Below are 17,605 nucleotides of genomic sequence, written 5' to 3'. Positions count from 1 at the left end.
GGTTAGATAGGATGCTTTTTACAAAGGGTATACTTAGCTATTTTACTATGGTTGTACTACCGGACATGATATCATGTTGTAAACTAAAACACCACTATTGAAATAAGGGTTTAGATCTTGATAATGGTTGGGATTTCCCCAGACGTTGGCCGCGGCGGCTATCGGCAGAGTTTGAAAATCTAGGTTCCACAGCCCCTCTAAGCTACCCAGAACGATCGTATCGCTGTCGAGCCAAAGTAGCCTTTCTGTTTCTTTGGTATATTTTCGCGGCTCCAATTTAACGTAAGCAATTTTAGAACCTGATATCGAAAGAAGTTGGTCGTAATTAGATTGCAATTCTTGCCATTCAATCTTGTACTTGCAGCAATTCTGTAACTGTTCCTTTTGCTGTGCATCTATCCTAGTAGATACAATGCTAATTTTTACAGACTGCTCCCCAGATTGGCTAACATTCAGATCTACAGACTTGAGAAGTGCTGCTAACCCCAGAATATAGGTGCGATCGGCGGCTGTGAATATGTGCATAGGATTAAATTTGTGATATGAACAGCAAAAAGGCGCACGGTCAAACGTCACATAAACGCTGCGACTGGAGGAAGCAGGCGGCCCTGTATAGGGGTAAATGCGATCGCCCGTTTACCGTTTAGACGAACAAAATCTTGCATAAATTTCCGGTTAGATTTACACAAACAAACGGGGTTTCTAAGTAGGTAGGCGCAAATAAAGTTTACAATGTAACAGTATGTAAGGCGGGCGTAACAAGAGCAATTGCTTCGTTTCACTCGCTGCGAGAGAGAGGTTATTTATTTTCAAGCTTCATCTACTTATTTATCTGTGTGCAAGTGCCATCTGTTCGCACCCGAAAACGAGCAACAGCCATTGGTAATATGCAGCCACGCGAAAAATAATGAGATCGACTAACCTGGCATTTGAAACAGCCAGAAAATTCCTCGTCGCCTGTGCTGAATCCCGCAAATGGTTCAGACGTGGGACTCTACGATAAAATAAATTGTCTAGAGATCGATATTACCGCACAACGATCGACATCCATCTTAGGTTTGAAGTGGCACCCTCCTCAAATCAAAAGTTCCTCTGGTTATTTCCCTATTATTGAACACTATTTGCTTTGCCAAAAGTAAAACGAGCGTTGTTAGAAACCGATGCAAAACCCACGCAATACTGAACCCCAAGCAAAAATCGACCCCTCTGTTTCAACGGATTCTAACAATGCGTTCTACTCAGCCGCGCCTTTGCCAACTAATGTAGGGATGGTTCTGCAATTGGCCGATGGTAGCATTCAGGGGTGCAATTCTCACGCCCAAGATCTGTTGGGGATGACAGCACAACAGATGCTCTTATGCACTTCAATCAACAGTCGGTGGCAGACTCTGCGTGAAGATGGCTTGGATTTTCCCGGCGAGACACATCCGGCGATGGTGGCGTTGCAAACCGGGCAACCATGCTCAAATGTCATCATGGGCTTCGATCGGCCACAGGGAGAATTGATTTGGTTGACGCTCAATTCTCAACCTTTATTTCAGGGAGATCGATCGACTCCCTATGCCGTAGTTACAACCTTCACGGAACTCGCTCAACAAAAGCCCGAACCCGTCACTCACGCGCCCGCGCAACAACTGTCAGACACCCTCGAAAGTATTTCGGACGGATTCTTTGCTTTGGATCGAGACTGGCGATTTACCTACGTCAATTCGCAAGCGGCGCGGTGGCTGAACCGAGCCTCACAAGATTTGATTGGCAACAGGGTTTGGGAAGAGTTTCCCGAATCAGTGGGCACTTTGTTTGAGCAGGAATATCGCCACGCCGCCACCTTCCAAGTTACGGTTAGTTTTGAATCTTTTTATCCGCCGCTCAATGCTTGGTATGCGGTACGAGCGTATCCGATCCCATCGGGACTTGCCGTTTATTTTCAAGATGTGACCGAGGAGAAAGCGGCGAGGGCTATTTTTATTAAACAAGCGCAAACTGTGCAGCAACAACTAGCAGAAATCGAGGCGATTTATGCTAGTGCGCCGATCGGACTTTGCTTTCTCGATACCGAGTTGCGGTTTGTCCGCATCAACGATCGGCTAGCAGAAATTAACGGAGTTCCAGCCGCCGCCCACATCGGCAAAACATTGCGCGAAATCTTGCCAGAAATGGCAGATGATTTAGAGCCGCTTTACCGAAAAGTTATTGAAACTAAAGTTCCACTCAAACAGCTCGAAGTTCGCAGGACAAACTCAGCACGGCCGGGACTCGAACAGGATTGGCTGTTAAGTCTCTATCCGCTGAAAGCCGAGGACGATCGCGTGTTGGGCGTGAATGTGACGGTGCATGAAATTACCGATCGCAAAGCTACCCAAAAAGAAATTCAACGGCTCAACCAAGAACTAGAGCGACGAGTCAATGAACTCGAATCGATACTTGATGCTGTACCCGTTGGCATTACGATCGCCCGCGACCCGCAGTGTAAAGTAATTCGCGCTAACCGATTTGCCCAGTCGATGTTGATAGTGCCGCCGGATACCAATGTTTCTGGAACCGGAGAGCAAGCCGCAGCCCTTCCGTTTAGACGATTCCGCAACGGACAGGAAATTCCGGGAGAACAACTCCCAATGCAACTAGCTGCCGCTTCCGGCGTCGAAGTGCGAGATGTGGAAATTCAAATGGTGCGCGAGGACGGGGTGGCCTTTGATTGGTTGGTGAATGCGGTGCCGTTATTTGACGAACAGGGCGCAGTTCGTGGCTGTGTGGCGGCCTTTATGGATATTAGCGATCGCAAACAAGCTCTGGCTGCTTTGCGCCGCTCTGAGGAACGCTACCGCACTTTGTTTGAGTCCCTAGACGAAGGCTTTTGCGTCATCGAAATGCTGTTTGACGAAAACGACAAGCCGATCGATTACCGCTTTTTAGAAGTCAATCCGGCTTTCGAGAAGCAAACCGGACTCGAACAAGCTGCGGGTAAAACGGCGCGCCAGATGCTTCCGGATCTCGAAGATTATTGGTTTGAGATTTACGGCCAAGTCGCGCTGACGGGGGAACCCCTGCGCTTCGAGCATGGCTCGGAAGTCATGAACCGCTGGTTTGAGGTTTCGGCGTTCCGCACTCCTGAGCCGCACAGCCGCAAAGTCGCTATACTTTTCCAAGAAATCACCGATCGCAAACAATCGGAGAATCTCCTGCAGCAACAGGAAGACCAACTGTGGCTGTTCGTCAAACATTCGCCTGCGGGGGTGGCGATGTTTGACCGCCAGATGCGGTATATGCTGGTGAGCGACCGCTGGCTGGCAAGTTACGGGCTCGGCGATCAAAACATTGTGGGCCGCTCGCACTACGACATCTTTCCGAATTTGCCCGAGCATTTCAAACAAATCCACCAGCGCTGTCTGGCGGGAGAAGTCGAAACCTGCCAAGAAGAGCGGTTTCCCCGCCCTGATGGCTTAATCGACTGGGTGCGCTGGGAAATTCACCCTTGGCGAACCAACACCAATGAGATTGGCGGCATCATGATTTTTTGCGAAATCATCACCGAGCGCAAAAACGCTGAACTCGCGCTCTCTGCGGCCAACCAACAAGTCAGCAATATTATAGAAAGTATTACCGATGCCTTTATGGCGATCGATTCACAATGGCGCTTTACCTACGTTAATGCCACAGCAGAAAAACTCCTTTCTCGATCGAGAAACGACTTACTAGGTCGATCGATCTGGGAGGTATTCCCCGCCGAGAAAGAATCCAATTCAAGGGCATATCAAGAATTTCATCGAGTTGTTTCGGAACAAGTTTCTGTCAAGTTTGAAGAGTTTTCGCCGTCGCTCCAGATGTATATAGAAGTGAGCGCCTATCCTGCGGCCGAAGGACTTACGGCTTATTGGAGCGATATTAGCGATCGCAAACGCACTGAAGAAGAATTGCGGCAAAAAAATGCGATTTTGAACGTAATTAACGAGTCAGCACCCACGCCAATTTTTGTCAAAAATCGAGAAGGACAGATTATTTATGCAAATCCAGCCACGCTGGAAATAATGGGCAAATCTGCTTCTGAAGTAATTGGTGGTCGCGATTTGGATTTATACCCAGTAACAGAACTTGCAGTCACAGTCACGGAAAACGATCGGCGCATTATGGAGTCTGGACAAACAGAAGTCCTCGAAGAATCTCACGATGGCATTCGGACATTTCTGGTAATGAAAGCTCCCTATCGCAATCAGGCGGGAGAAGTCATCGGCTTGATTGGCATCTCCAGCGACATCACAAATCGCAAACGAGCAGAAGTCGCCCGGGAAGAACAAACTAAGTTACTGCAAGTAATTATTGACAGCATTGGTGATGGTTTGGTTTTGGCCAACCAACAAGGGGAGTTGGTGTTGTTTAACCGAGCAGCCGTAGGCATATTCGGTCCGCTATCGAATGAAAAATCCTATGAGGAATGGTCGAGCACCTACGGACTATTTTCGCCTGACAAAAAAACCCTTTTCCCCAACGCTGAACTACCTCTAGCCAGAGCAATCAAAGGTGAATATGTCAATGATGTAGAGGTATTTGTCCGTCGCGAAGATTCCGAAGGTCGCTGGATCAGTATCAGCGGTTATCCGGTAGTTGATACTAGCAGTGAAATCAAAGGCGGAGTCATTGTCTGTCGGGATATCACAGAACGCAAACAAGCCGAAGCAGCGCTGCAAGAAAGCGAAGAACGATTCCGCAATATGGCTAACAACGCTCCTTTTATGGTCTGGGTAACAGACTCTACAGGCTATTGCACTTTCTTGAGCGAAACCTGGTATGACTTCACAGGTCAAACTGAGGAAACAGGTTTGGGATTGGGTTGGGTAAACGCGGCGCATCCAGAAGACAAAGAAAAGGCCAAAAATGCTTTCTTGACCGCCAACGAACGCCAGGAACCGTACCGCGTAGAATTTCGCCTCCAGCGCAAGGATGGCGGATATTCTTGGGTGATCGATGCGGCTGCTCCCAGATTTTCCGAAAGGGGACAATTTGAGGGTTATATCGGCTCTGTAATCGACATTACAGAGCGCAAACAAGTGGAAACCGAGCGTGATATGGTTCTCCAATTAGAACAAACTGCCCGCACGGAAGCCGAGCGAGCTAACCGCATTAAAGACGAGTTTCTGGCCGTGCTTTCTCACGAGTTGCGATCGCCCCTGAATCCGATTTTAGGCTGGTCGCAACTGCTCGTCGGTGGCAAGCTGAAGCCGACTCAAACTGCCAAGGCTTTTGAGACGATCGAGCGCAACGCTAGACTGCAATCTCAATTAATCGAAGACTTGCTTGACGTGTCTCGGATTCTGCAAGGAAAACTCAGATTGAATGTTGTTCCGGTGAATCTGGCAACCATTATTCCCTGTGCCGTTGAAACCGTGCAATTAGCAGCCGAAGCTAAAAAAATTCAAGTCCAAACAATCTTAAATCCCGAGGTCGGGCAAGTTATCGGCGATACAAGTCGCTTGCAACAAATTGTGTGGAATTTGTTATCAAATGCGGTAAAATTCACGCCCGAAGGCGGTCGAGTAGAAGTTCAATTAACGCAAATAGAACACCAAGCTCAAATTCAAGTCACGGACACGGGTAAAGGTATTCTTCCCGATTTCTTGCCTTATGTTTTTGACCATTTCCGACAAGAAGATGGTGCCACAACTCGCAAATTTGGCGGCTTGGGACTGGGATTGGCGATCGTCCGCCAACTGATCGAACTTCACGGCGGAACCGTGTTTGCAGAAAGCGCCGGAGAAGGTCAAGGAGCGACGTTTACGGTGAGATTACCGCTATTAAATGATGATTCTAGAAGGCAGGAGGAGGAAGCCGTCAATGAGGCTGCTAGTCCCGATCTCTCATCCTTGCCGCTAGCTGGATTGAGAATTTTGGTGGTAGATGATGAACTCGACTCGCGAGATTTTGTCGCTTTCGTGCTTGAGGAAGCGGGTGCAGATGTGATTTCCCTGTCATCTGCTGCTGAGGCGCTAGAGTCGATCGAACAAACTGCACCAGATTTGCTCGTCAGCGACATCGGAATGCCCCAGATGGACGGATATATGTTGATAAATCGCATCCGCACTCAGCTTGCGCCTGAGTATCGGCAGTTGTTGGCGATCGCCTTAACGGCCTATGCTGGAGAAGCGAACGAGCGCCAAGTTTTGCAAGCCGGATTTGACAAACACTTAGCCAAGCCGATCAATCCGACCCAGTTAGTTGCTACTGTAGCGCGATCGTTCGCCCAGCGCCTTGAAAATAAAGCCTGAGTGCTCTGTAAGACATTGCACTGTAGTGGATTTGGCTCATTACACCATCCGCGTTTGGCGTAATTTCAAACTGAATTTGCCCGTTAAAAATATTATCCCTGTTTCTTCCCTCGAACCTCGAATCTCAACATCCATCCGTTACATCCGCTACATAATCCGTTGCCGAACTTCCTTCTCCCTTGCGATCGCCCCTCAAACTTCGCTATTATAAAAAGTTGCAGTTAAAACCCCACAACCCACGATCATGGCCAAGCGCGTCCAATTAGTTTTAAATAAAGATGTCAGCAAACTCGGCAAAGCTGGCGACGTAGTAGAAGTAGCCCCAGGCTACGCCCGCAACTACCTAGTACCCCAAGGAATGGGATTTAAAGCCACTCCGGGCATTCTCAAGCAAGCAGAGCGCCGCCGTGAAGAAGAAAGACTGCGCCAGCTAGAGCTCAAACAGCAAGCTGAAGTCCGCAAAACCGCCCTCCAATCGGCTGGGCCTTTCATCATCTCCAAGCAAGTTGGCGAAGCAGACGCGATTTTTGGTACTGTCACCAACCAAGAAGTAGCAGAACTGATTTTCAACTCTACCAGTCAAGAAGTCGATCGGCGCGGCATCACTCTGCCCGAAATTCGCCAAACTGGTACATACAAAGCTGAAATCAAACTACACGCAGAAGTTACCGCCGAAGTTGATATTCAAGTTGTTCCGATGTAATTAAGAGTAATCAGTCATCAGTCATCAGTCATTAGTTGTTAGTCATTAGTCATTAGCTAACAACTAAGCACTGCTAACTTGCGAAGTGAGTAACGCTAACTTACAGATTGAAAACAGACGACTAATAACTGGCAACTAATAACTAATGACTGAGAAATATTGACTAATGAGCGATTTGATGCCGACAAATATAGAGGCAGAAGAAGCAATTTTGGGCGGGATTTTAATTGACCCGGAAGCTATTTCCCGAATTGCCGAACTGCTGCGACCGGAGTTTTTTGCCATCACCGCTCATCAAGTCATTTATAGATCGGCATTAGGGCTATTTTTACAGGGTCAACCTACCGATTTAATGACGGTAACAACTGCGCTAACCGACCGCAACCAGTTAGAGCAAGTAGGAGGACTAACTAAATTAGCACAATTAGTCGATCGCACAGTTTCTGCAGTCAACATCGACCAATATGCAGTTTTAGTTGAAGACAAATATCAGCGCCGCAAATTAATCGAAGCTGGCAACAACATAGTACAATTAGGTTACGAGACGGCAACACCACTAGAAACAGTCTTAGACCGCGCCGAACAAGAAATTTTCAGCATAACTCAAGAACGCCCGCAACAGGATTTAGTGTCGATCGGCGAAACATTAAACCAAACATTTCAAGACCTAGAAAATCGCAATGAAGGCTTGACACTTCCCGGTATTCCCTGCGGTTTTTATGACTTAGATGCTATGACAGGAGGCTTTCAGCGATCGGATTTAATCATCGTTGCGGCTAGGCCGGCGATGGGAAAAACGGCTTTCTGTACCAACATCGCCCACCACATCGCCGCCGGACTGCAGAAATTGCCCGTAGCCGTTTTCAGCTTAGAAATGTCGAAAGAACAGCTAGTGCAGCGTATCCTGTCCAGCGAAGCCAAAATAGAAAGTAACCGGTTGCGATCGGGTAGAATCAGTCAAAACGAATGGGAACCAATCAGTACAGCCATTGGCAATTTATCAGAACTGCCACTATTTATTGACGATACTCCGAATATTACCGTCACAGAAATACGATCGAAAGTCCGCCGCCTCCAAGCAGAACAAGGCGGAACCCTAGGATTAGTCTTGCTAGATTACCTGCAATTAATGGAAGGTACCAGCGACAACCGCGTGCAAGAACTATCTCGAATTACCAGAAGTCTTAAAGGTTTAGCCCGCGAACTCAACGTGCCGATTATTGCCTTATCTCAGTTGAGTCGGGGTGTGGAAGCGAGGACAAACAAGCGGCCAATGATGTCTGATTTACGCGAAAGCGGATCGATCGAGCAAGACGCAGATTTAGTAATTATGCTCTACCGCGATGAATATTACAACCCTGATTCGCCCGATCGCGGAATTGCAGAAGTAATTATTACCAAACACAGAAACGGCCCCACAGGAATCATCAAACTATTATTTGACGCCCAATATACCTGCTTTCGCAATCTGGCATCTCCGAAGCGATCGTAAATCAACCAGAACATACACAAAAACCCGGTTTCTTAAAAAAAACCGGGTTTCTAAACACCGTAAAAGTTTTACGTTGAATTAGATTGAGCTACCTAGCCAGCGATTTTCAACAATTCCACATCAAAAATCAGCGTAGCATTAGGAGGAATCACCCCGCCCGCACCGCGAGCACCGTAACCGAGTTCAGGGGGAATAATCAACTGGCGGCGGTCTCCAACTTTCATCGTACCGACACCTTCATCCCAACCCTTAATTACTTGACCTACGCCAATTTTGAACTGAAAAGGAGAATTGCGATCGCGCGAACTGTCAAACTTCGTGCCATCCTCCAAAGTTCCAGTGTAGTGTACCACAACTGTCTGGCCAGTTTTTGGAGTCGCCCCATCACCCTGTTTCAATTCAACATATTTCAGACCGGAATCGGTGGTGACAGTTTTCTCAGTATTATCAGTCATGTTATTGCCAGCGATAGTAGCTGGTACCTTCGGTAAAGTAGCATCAGCTACTAGCAAGCTATTTTCATTCAAAGACTGTGCTGACAACTTCTCAATAGCAGTCTCTGGTAAAAGATTGTTCAATTCGGCTGCAACTGCTTGGGATTCAGAACCGCCCATTTGAGCGACTATCAAAAACAAAAAGCAAACCAGCATTACCCCCAAGCTGACTAGAACTCCTCGCAAAATTAATCCTCCTGATACTTTTAACCGCGATATCTTAGATATCTAAGACATCTACAACAACAAGAAATAGCAAATTTTATCTGAATTTTTCCACCAAAAAACGGCAGATACCAGATAATTTTTAAGGCAAAAGTATGAAGTCAGAATGTTTGTAATTCTACATAAATGGCTTCTACATGAGTGCCTTTTTTAGCCTTCTGGCTTCGGGTGACAATCTTATCACAAGATAACAGCGAACTCCTCGCGGGCGTTAGCGAAGCCCTCGAAGAGGATCGAACTCAGCGCCAGTTACGGTTTTCTAAATCCCGCATCTGACGTTCCAAACGATCGAGCCTTCCGCGCAACTCATCCATTTCGGACTGTCGGGGAACTCCCATATCTTGGAGAATATTCCGCAATTGCCGCTGCAACTGCGTATCCCAATTGCCCTGCTCAGACTTGAGGTGCTCCGTCATGTCATCGACAAAGGTTTTGGCTTGCTCGGGATTGATTTTGCCATCTTTGACCCATTGCTCGCTAGCTTCCTGCAATTTCTCGGCTACCAGGGAGGTAGTACCAATGCCCAGCATTACCAGTTGTTTGAGTAAGTTGCTATTGTTATCCATAGATTTTTCCTAATGTTTGTCCTTTCATACCCGATCGGCTCAGGTAGCCTGCTGTCGCTGCGAAACCCTCTGTAAACTTAAAGTTACATCAGCGCACACCTACCTTTCTATTTTGGAGCATCAAGCCCCCTGATGGCGAGCCGATCGCGCTAATCGGCGTTCGGAAAACCCCCTAATGAGCCTACCCACCACCTTACCCCATAACCCTGCTGTCTATGCCTGATTGCCCCCGCTGCCACCAACCCGTAGACGCCCGAGCGCTCGCCTGTTCGCACTGCAAAATCTCTCTCAAAGCTTTCGGTCATCCGGGTATCCCTCTTTATCGATCGAAACCCGAAGAATTTCTGTGCACTAACTGTATTTATCACGAAGACGACACTTGCAACTACCCGCAGCGTCCCTTTGCCAAAGAATGCACGCTTTATCACGATCGAGCTGAGCCACTTGTGCCACAGACGATCCCTTACAGCAGCGGCGACGGGCTGCAATCGATCAAAAATTGGTGTCAGCGCCATCTGGTTTGGTTAGCATTATTAGGTTTAATTATTATTAGCATTGCTCTGTCGATTTAATCGGATTGTACAAAGCGTAGAATAGACATATCTCTGTTAATCTGGGTTGCTCTATTATTCTCTAAATTTTTCATGAGCTACGTATTCGGCATCGACGGCGGCGGCACTAAAACTATCTGCCTTTTAATGGATGACAACCACCTTGTTTTAGGACGGGGTGAAGCAGGGCCGTCCAATTATCAAACCCTGGGAATTGAGACCGCAAAACAATCCATCCAATTGGCGATCGAACGAGCAGTTCTGTCCGCTCAGGTCGAGGCTGTAGGCAATCTCAACATAGAAGCAATTGGTCTGGGACTAGCAGGCGTCGGGCGTCCAAAAGATCGTGAAATAGTCCAATTTGTAGTGCAGAACTTGCAGTTGACGAATACTTTACCAGTAACCCGATCGTTCCTGCCCAGGAATATAGTAATTTCCAGCGACTGCGCGATCGCACTTGCTGGCGGTACAGGCCATCCAGTGGGTATCGCCGTTATTTCAGGAACCGGTTCGATTGTTTTTGGGCAAAACCGTCACGGGAAAACTAAACGAGTCGGCGGTTGGGGATATATTTTAGGCGATGAAGGCAGCGGATATAACATCGCCCTTCAGGGTTTGCAAGCTGCATTGAAGTTCTATGACGGACGCGAAGATTTTACTGTGCTTGCGGAAAAATTTCAAAAGCATTTAGGCCTCAATAACCTAGAAGAATTGGTAGAAGTCGTTTACGGGCGCGGTTGGGGAGTCAAAGAAATTGCAGCTTTAGCGCCGATTGTCGAGGGAGCTGCAGCAGAGGGCGATCACGTCGCTGACAGCATTATCAATAATGCTGTGGCAGAATTAACCTATTCAACAAAAATAGCCATTTCAGCGCTATTTAACCAAACAGAAGAATTTGAAATTGTGATCGTAGGAGGTGTGTGGGGTGGAGAGGCAAATTGCCGAGGTCGGTTTGAAGCGGCCATAAGTGCGATCGCCCCAAAAGCTAAGGTAATTTCGCCCCGATACGAACCAGCTTTCGGTGCTGGATTGCTAGCCTTAAACGCTCTCAACAATTAATCTCGTGTCCCAAGGCTTCGTGCTGGGATTTCACCTTAACTAATTAGAGGCTAAGGGGGACGATGAACCGAAATCTCTCCTTTATCCTCCTTATCTTCCCACTCTTGCCGATTTTATCTATTTTTCCAAATTTTAAAATTCTGGATTATCTACCTTATCTTCCCAACTTCTAGAATTCCAGCCTGCCATAATCAAAACATCAGATGAAGGCGAAACAAGAAACAAATTTAGCAGTAGTGCGTTCCTAAGTAAACAAAAACCGAAGCAAGGAGACAATTTATATGATTACTTCTCAAAAATGGCGTTCAGCAACAGCAGCAATCCTCGCACTGGGCATTACAGTGGGAACCAGCGCGCCGCTGGTGGTAGCTACTCCCGCAGAAGCCCAACAACGAATTTCCCAATTTGATAGCATCCGAATTCCCTCGGGCAGTGTAATTCCAGTTAGCTATGAAAAAGACAAAATAGTTGTCACCCGCGAAGAAACTGCACCTTTAACTTTAACAGTAGCGCAAGACATCCGCACACCTCAAGGCAGAGTATTAATCCCCGGAGGCAGCCAAATAGTCGGGACACTGCAACCTGTCAGAAGAGGCAATCAAATCGGTACTCAATTTGTTGCCAGAGAGTTAATTATCAGCCTCCGCCAACGCTATCGGATTGATGGCTATTCGGGAATTATTACCCGAACCGAAAGACTCCAAAAAGGTGCTGGCACAGGTTCAGTAGCGCAAGGTGCAGCCTTGGGTGCAGCAGCAGCAGCAGCACTCGCAGGCATTACCGGCGACAAAGCGATCGCCACGGAAGAAGTATTGGGAGGCGCTGGGATTGGCGCTTTAGCGGGAGTATTGTTGGGGCGGCGCAGCGTTGACGTGCTCGTGATTCGCCCGGAACAAGATTTGGCAGTGACATTGCGATCGGATATCGTACTCCGCTAATATTGGAATCTTCCGATTAATTATTTTCAGTAAAACATTGTCGATCGCTAACTTGTGGTCTCCCGATAATTGGCTAGGCATACTGTTAAGGTTGTGCCTAGCCATGTTTGTTGGCGGAATTATTGGATGGGAGCGCCAACTCAGAAACAAACCAGCGGGATTGAGAACTCATATGCTAGTCAGTATGGGTTCTGCACTGTTTGTTTTAATGCCGCTGGCAATGGGTAAAAATGAAAATGGAGGAGATGCTGTAGCGCGCGTAATTCAAGGCATTGCTGCCGGGATTGGATTTTTGGGAGGTGGAGAAATCCTGCGGCAAAATCAAGAGGAAATAGGCAAAGTTGAAGTTCACGGGCTCACCTCTGCCGCCGCTATTTGGGTGTCAGCAGCTTTAGGAACTGCTGCAGGATGCGGGTTGTGGCAACTGGCATTAATTGGCGCTTTAATGTCGCTGTTTGTTCTGAGAGGAATTAAAGAGTTAGAGCGTCGGAGTCGTAGGAAATAGTCTCAGTGATTATATAAAATCTGGTATAATAACCGTTATAACGTTTGTAGTGACGACGGAAGTACGAGCGAGTTTTATGAGGGTTAAAGTCCTTACTACCAACTAATTTTATTGCGGTAGATGGAGGGTAAATAAGTAGTTAAACAAAATTAATTACATAATTATCTCCAAATTCTTTAAGAATTCTTTCTACAGATGAAACAAGAGATTGCCAGCTAGAGTAGGCATCTATTTCGAGCCATTGATATTTGATAAACCGCCACAAAATCTCAATTAAATTCAATTCAGGTGAATAAGTAGGCAATTCAAATATAGTTAAACCGCGTTCTTTCCATTCTTCAATTTTCTCGAAAATGGCATTGCTAGTATGGATAGAAGCTTGATCTACTACAATAACTGTTGGCCGCTCCACCACAGCAAAGAAAGTATCTATGCAGGCTATGATTACATCAGAATTAATAGTCTGCTCTGAAACATAAGCATGAAGAGTGTTTTGCCGATTCATGATTCCCAAGACATTTAAACGCTTTGTTCTACGACTATCAATTGACAAATATTCACCAATATCTTGCCATCCATAAGGGACACAAGGGATGCCACAAAATCCGGACTCATCCAAATAGTATAAATCAATTTTTCCCTCATCTTCTAATTGTTTTAATTCTGACAACTTTTCTTTTTTTTCCTTGTATTCTATGGGGTCTGGCTTGCCGCCCACACCTCGACGCATCCTATGCCAACTCATCCTTTTTTTTTAATTATTCTCTTAATTGTTTCTGTACTTATATTAACAGACCATTCTTTTTTGATTTTTTGTACTACTTGCTTTAATTGTTTTGGTTGCAATTTTACCCAGTCTCTAATTTGCTCTGATTGTGCGGCATTAAATGTTTCTTTTCTGCCTCTACCTGGTTTATTATATAATCCGAGCATTCCCTCATTTTCCCATCGATTCAACCAGTTATACATGGTCTTATAACTAACTTTAAAGATTTTCATTAAGTTTTTATTTGTGATATTTTGTGAAGCTAAAATGAGAAAATGTGCTCTTTGCCGCACTTGATGATGTCTGCTTTCGCGATAAATTCGGTTTAGCAATTTCAACGAAAGTGGATTGATATCTCGAAGTAAAAACATATAAAACCTCTTTGAACACAACTTGATATTTTTTATTATAGCATATTAGTTGTTTGTGTAATTAATTTTGTTTGACTACTTAATATTAGCTGTTTCATAGCAAGTCCGGTTAATCACTGATCATAAATCGTTTGCCATCATCCCAGCCATACCTGTCAAGATGGTAAAAAAGAAAAGGGGCGTTGCACAATTTGAGGATGATTATTTGGGGGTGTTCCGCCTGGTGTGAAAATACACGCCTTCGGGCTACGAGAGCGCATTCCACAAAAAAACAATCAAAATCACCCCGCAATTATGCAACGCCTACAAAGTGGCTCAAACGCTTGAAATCTCTGCTTGGGGCCATCGATAAATCTTCTCCATTTGATAGATAATTAACAATACATAACATTTCAAGCATAATGCTCAACTGTTACGAAGCAAACACTTTGACTACACCTTGACAGGTCTGGTCATCCAAGCCTGACCTTTGACGAGTGAAGTCCTCACTATCCACTTAAATATTCATTTTAATATTTATTTCAATTTGAGTTAATTTGCTCAACACCCATTGAACCAAAATACGAATATTTTTTAATTAATTAGTATATAAATCAGCACAATAATTATATTTAATCAGCATGGATTAAGTATAAAAGTTAATATTTGTATCGCCCGATGGCTGAATAAACAAATTAATTTCTATCCGCAAAATTTGGCATTTTCATCAATTCCAAAGACTCTTGCCTCACGCGACCCGCCATCGCAGCTAACTGCAAGCTCATAAAAGCATTCAAATCTTCCAAATCACACTTGGCTGAGGAAAAAATGTTCTGCATTTCATTTTCCGCTTCCAAACTCAGATATCCAGCGGCAATAGCTTGTTTTACAACTTCACGAATCTGCACGGTAGAAATGTCCTTTACTAAATTTTAACTAATCAAAAGCCAACTAATTACTAACAGGAAGTTTCGGCAGCCGTCTCGCCAAAGATTTCAAATTTTTTCAGCTCGCGAGACTCTTGTTTCACTCCTCCGGACATAGCTGCTAGTTGCAAAGCCATAAAAGCATTTAAGTCTTCCAAGTCATACTTGGTGGTAGTTAACATCCGCCGCAGTTGATTTTCGGCTTCAAGGGTTAGATAGCCTAGAGCCAGAGCTTGCTGGGCGAGATCGCGAATTAGTACCATAACACTTCGGGATTTTATTGGTTCAAGCCTCAGTATCAACTGTTTTCACAGAATCAGCAGTGACGGCTATTGCTCGATAGGTGTGACATTGTTACGGGTCACTCGTGACAGCCGGAGTCGCAGAGTGTGACTAAGTATTTGCACGGTTGTGACGGCGATCACGCGGGGGATGCCAAAGGAGGAGTCGGAGTGTGGAGAGTCGGAGTGTGTCCGGGTGTCTGGGTGGGGGAGTCGGAGAGTGTCCGAGTGGGGGAGTCGGAGTGTGGGAGCATTTTTCTTCTTCCATCGGACTAATGACTAATGACTACTGCCTTCTACCTTCAGAAGACGCTCAACGTCTATAATCAGCAAGTTAAATATTTACGGCAAGACATATGGAACTAGCTCATAAAGATTTGCTACAACAAATAGCCCGACTATCGGAAACTTATGCTAATTTGGCCGATCGCCTATCCCAAGCAGCAAAACAACTGCAAGACTCCGGCCTTCCTCCCTCTGACAGCTTGCTGCAAGAAGTTGCCGCCTACAGCCGCAACTTTGCGACTGTGCAAAAACAAGCCCTCGAACTCAACAAATCCGCGATCGCCCCAGGAGAAATTACTTCCCTCAAAGACATTCAAAACTTAGTCGAGACTGCCGCAGCTTCTGAAGGTAAAGCAGAAATTCGCGATGCAGCATTGAAAGTGATCGATCGAGTATTGGCGATCGCCCACCGCGAACAAAGCGACTTCGCCCCCTTACAATCAGTTCATGCCAGAGCCCGCGAACTGCAGCGCGCGATTTCCGAATCAACCCCAACTCAACTGCATTCCGACGCCGAATCCTTAGTCAGCGGCAAACACCCAGTTTCAGCAGTGCTCGCCCTGGTGGAACAGCAAGACAAATTAGACGACGAACAGTGGGTAATCCTCGAAGAAACAGTCAGCGCCGCTTTTGGCAAACAAATAGCCGTAGCCATTTCCAGAGGCAAATTAACCATTGCTGAGATGGTAAAAGCAGCACCTGCAAAAGTCGAACCCGCATTTAAACCAGCGCCACAACAAAAAATCAGCGCCGAACCTTTGCCAGAAGTGATTGTCATCCCGTCAGGAAATGTGGCACCGAAACAAGTTACAGTTGCGCCACAGATCCAGATTTTGGAATCCCCCGCACCTTCTGCCCCGATGCACGAGGTGATTATTGTACCCAGCGTGGAAGTACCTCAGTCCCTCCAAACAACCGGTTCCGGGAACATTGTTTTTGGGGCACCCCGGAACATTCAACCAGCGGTGGCAGTAGAGGGCGGTTTGGGAATCCAAGTTTTGGTGCACATTCAGGGAATTGGCGATCGAACTTTCGGTGCTCAAGAATACGCGGGTACAAAAGCTCAAGGCCGCCGCATCGAAGGATTTCAAATTAGTATCGATCCGCCAATTCCCGGCTTAAATGTCGAGTACATGGCTCACGTCGAAGGTGTTGGCGATACTCCTTGGCTCAGCCAGGGAGAATTGGCCGGTTTTCGGGGTCAAGCGAAACGAATTGAAGGATTTGCAGTGCGATTGAGCGGGCCGCAAGCTGATAAGTACGACGTATTTTATACCGCTCACATTCAGAATATCGGCGACACTGAGGTGTCCTCCAATGGCGAATATTGCGGTACTCGCGGTAAAGCTTTGAGGATCGAGGGCATCAAAGTTTGGATCGCGCAGTCTGCGAGTTCCCAAACAGCGGCGCCTGTGGGTTTAAAAGTGTTGGCGCACATTCAAGGAATTGGCGATCGAACTTTTAGCGATCGAGAATATGCGGGTACTAAAGCTCAAGGCCGCCGCGTCGAAGGATTTCAAATTAAAATAGATCCTCCCGTTCCCGGTTTAAATTTGCAGTACATGGCTCACGTTGAAGGAGTTGGCGATACTGCTTGGATCTCAGAAGGGGAGTTAGCTGGATTCCGGGGCCAAGCCAAGCGCATTGAGGGATTTGCCGCGCGGCTGACAGGGCCGCAAGCTGATAAATACGACGTATTTTATACGGCTCACATCCAGAATGTGGGCGATACTCCTGTTACTGCTAACGGTCAATATTGCGGCACTCGCGGCAAAGGTTTGAGGGTTGAGGGAATGACGGTTTGGGTTGAACCGAAAGCGTAAAAATTAAGAATGAATGGAAAATTTGCCGTTGCATTTTCCATTCATTTTGTGTAGTTATATCATGTCCGGTTGGTTCGTTTTTGTATAATGTAGGCTCTCCTAGGGGCGGATTGTTTGGACAATCTCGATACCAGCTAAAATTAACATTCCGACGACGATCGCAGCAATAAATTATCCCATAGCTTTCTTTAAAGTTTGAGGTTTGCTGTATCTAATCTAGGGTGGCGTTTGAAGGCAGACAGGATGAAAACCATTGCTATTGAGTGCGGATTTCCACCTGCTAGAACCGTCATTATTTGGTAAATTGAGGACTAAAGTCCAATGGCACTGAAAAAGTCTCAATCACGCCCTCCGTTTAGATTTCAAGACAGAGCGAGGTTCCTG

14 protein-coding genes are annotated in these 17,605 nt (G+C 46.3%); 8 read left to right on the top strand and 6 right to left on the bottom strand.

All coding sequences use genetic code 11. The features are described from left to right. Positions 1–45 precede the first annotated feature (45 nt). Positions 46–525: a glycosyltransferase gene (locus tag QUB33_RS26180; RefSeq protein ID WP_333356440.1), complete on the bottom strand. Its 480-nt coding sequence runs from the start codon at positions 523–525 to the stop codon at positions 46–48. 635 nt (positions 526–1,160) lie between these two features. Here QUB33_RS26180 and QUB33_RS26175 point away from each other — a divergent pair. From QUB33_RS26175 to dnaB, 3 genes are all read left to right on the top strand, one after another. Next, complete coding sequence (locus tag QUB33_RS26175; protein WP_333356436.1) at positions 1,161–6,257, top strand: PAS domain-containing protein; 5,097 nt, start codon at positions 1,161–1,163, stop codon at positions 6,255–6,257. A gap of 244 nt (positions 6,258–6,501) precedes the next feature. Next, on the top strand, positions 6,502–6,960 hold the full coding sequence (rplI, locus tag QUB33_RS26170; RefSeq protein WP_333108796.1) for a 50S ribosomal protein L9: 459 nt from the start codon (positions 6,502–6,504) through the stop codon (positions 6,958–6,960). Between the two features lie 166 nt (positions 6,961–7,126). Further along, positions 7,127–8,452 (top strand): replicative DNA helicase, encoded by a 1,326-nt coding sequence (gene dnaB, locus QUB33_RS26165; RefSeq protein ID WP_333289633.1) that lies wholly within the window; start codon positions 7,127–7,129, stop codon positions 8,450–8,452. 92 nt (positions 8,453–8,544) lie between these two features. On the opposite strand, the gene QUB33_RS26160 is transcribed toward dnaB, so the two are convergent. Both QUB33_RS26160 and QUB33_RS26155 read right to left on the bottom strand, forming a co-directional pair. Further along, complete coding sequence (locus QUB33_RS26160; protein WP_333254650.1) at positions 8,545–9,132, bottom strand: FKBP-type peptidyl-prolyl cis-trans isomerase; 588 nt, start codon at positions 9,130–9,132, stop codon at positions 8,545–8,547. 278 nt (positions 9,133–9,410) lie between these two features. Further along, positions 9,411–9,737 (bottom strand): phasin family protein, encoded by a 327-nt coding sequence (locus QUB33_RS26155; RefSeq protein WP_006634797.1) that lies wholly within the window; start codon positions 9,735–9,737, stop codon positions 9,411–9,413. Between the two features lie 215 nt (positions 9,738–9,952). Between QUB33_RS26155 and QUB33_RS26150 the strand changes: the two genes are divergently transcribed. From QUB33_RS26150 to QUB33_RS26135, 4 genes are all read left to right on the top strand, one after another. After that, positions 9,953–10,309 (top strand): zinc ribbon domain-containing protein, encoded by a 357-nt coding sequence (locus QUB33_RS26150; protein WP_333356432.1) that lies wholly within the window; start codon positions 9,953–9,955, stop codon positions 10,307–10,309. Between the two features lie 72 nt (positions 10,310–10,381). Next, positions 10,382–11,347 carry a BadF/BadG/BcrA/BcrD ATPase family protein gene (locus tag QUB33_RS26145; protein WP_333356428.1) on the top strand — a complete coding sequence of 322 codons (966 nt, stop codon included), beginning with the start codon at positions 10,382–10,384 and terminating at the stop codon, positions 11,345–11,347. A gap of 281 nt (positions 11,348–11,628) precedes the next feature. After that, positions 11,629–12,285 carry a hypothetical protein gene (locus tag QUB33_RS26140; protein ID WP_333356425.1) on the top strand — a complete coding sequence of 219 codons (657 nt, stop codon included), beginning with the start codon at positions 11,629–11,631 and terminating at the stop codon, positions 12,283–12,285. Between the two features lie 103 nt (positions 12,286–12,388). Beyond that, positions 12,389–12,790 carry an MgtC/SapB family protein gene (locus QUB33_RS26135; protein WP_333356422.1) on the top strand — a complete coding sequence of 134 codons (402 nt, stop codon included), beginning with the start codon at positions 12,389–12,391 and terminating at the stop codon, positions 12,788–12,790. A gap of 139 nt (positions 12,791–12,929) precedes the next feature. On the opposite strand, the gene QUB33_RS26130 is transcribed toward QUB33_RS26135, so the two are convergent. The 3 genes from QUB33_RS26130 to QUB33_RS26120 form a co-directional block, all read right to left on the bottom strand. Continuing rightward, positions 12,930–13,927, bottom strand: a protein-coding gene (locus QUB33_RS26130) for an IS630 family transposase (protein WP_333356418.1) whose coding sequence is annotated in 2 segments (ribosomal slippage) — positions 12,930–13,537 and positions 13,537–13,927 — 999 coding nt in all. Because the reading frame shifts where the segments join, the coding sequence is not laid out codon by codon here. A gap of 674 nt (positions 13,928–14,601) precedes the next feature. Beyond that, positions 14,602–14,814, bottom strand: a complete 213-nt coding sequence (locus tag QUB33_RS26125) for a hypothetical protein (protein ID WP_333356415.1) — start codon at positions 14,812–14,814, stop codon at positions 14,602–14,604. Positions 14,815–14,864: 50 nt separating this feature from the next. Next, the gene (locus QUB33_RS26120) at positions 14,865–15,095 is read right to left on the bottom strand and encodes a hypothetical protein (RefSeq protein WP_333356412.1); all 231 of its coding nucleotides are present in this window, start codon (positions 15,093–15,095) and stop codon (positions 14,865–14,867) included. A 374-nt stretch (positions 15,096–15,469) separates the two neighbouring features. Between QUB33_RS26120 and QUB33_RS26115 the strand changes: the two genes are divergently transcribed. Beyond that, entirely contained in the window at positions 15,470–17,221 is a 1,752-nt protein-coding gene (locus QUB33_RS26115) for a hypothetical protein (protein ID WP_333356409.1), read from the top strand. Positions 17,222–17,605 lie beyond the last annotated feature (384 nt).

Origin of the sequence: Microcoleus sp. B3-A4, from assembly GCF_036705385.1 — a bacterium.
Classification (GTDB): domain Bacteria; phylum Cyanobacteriota; class Cyanobacteriia; order Cyanobacteriales; family Microcoleaceae; genus Microcoleus.
This window is presented reverse-complemented; position numbering and strand designations above follow the sequence as displayed.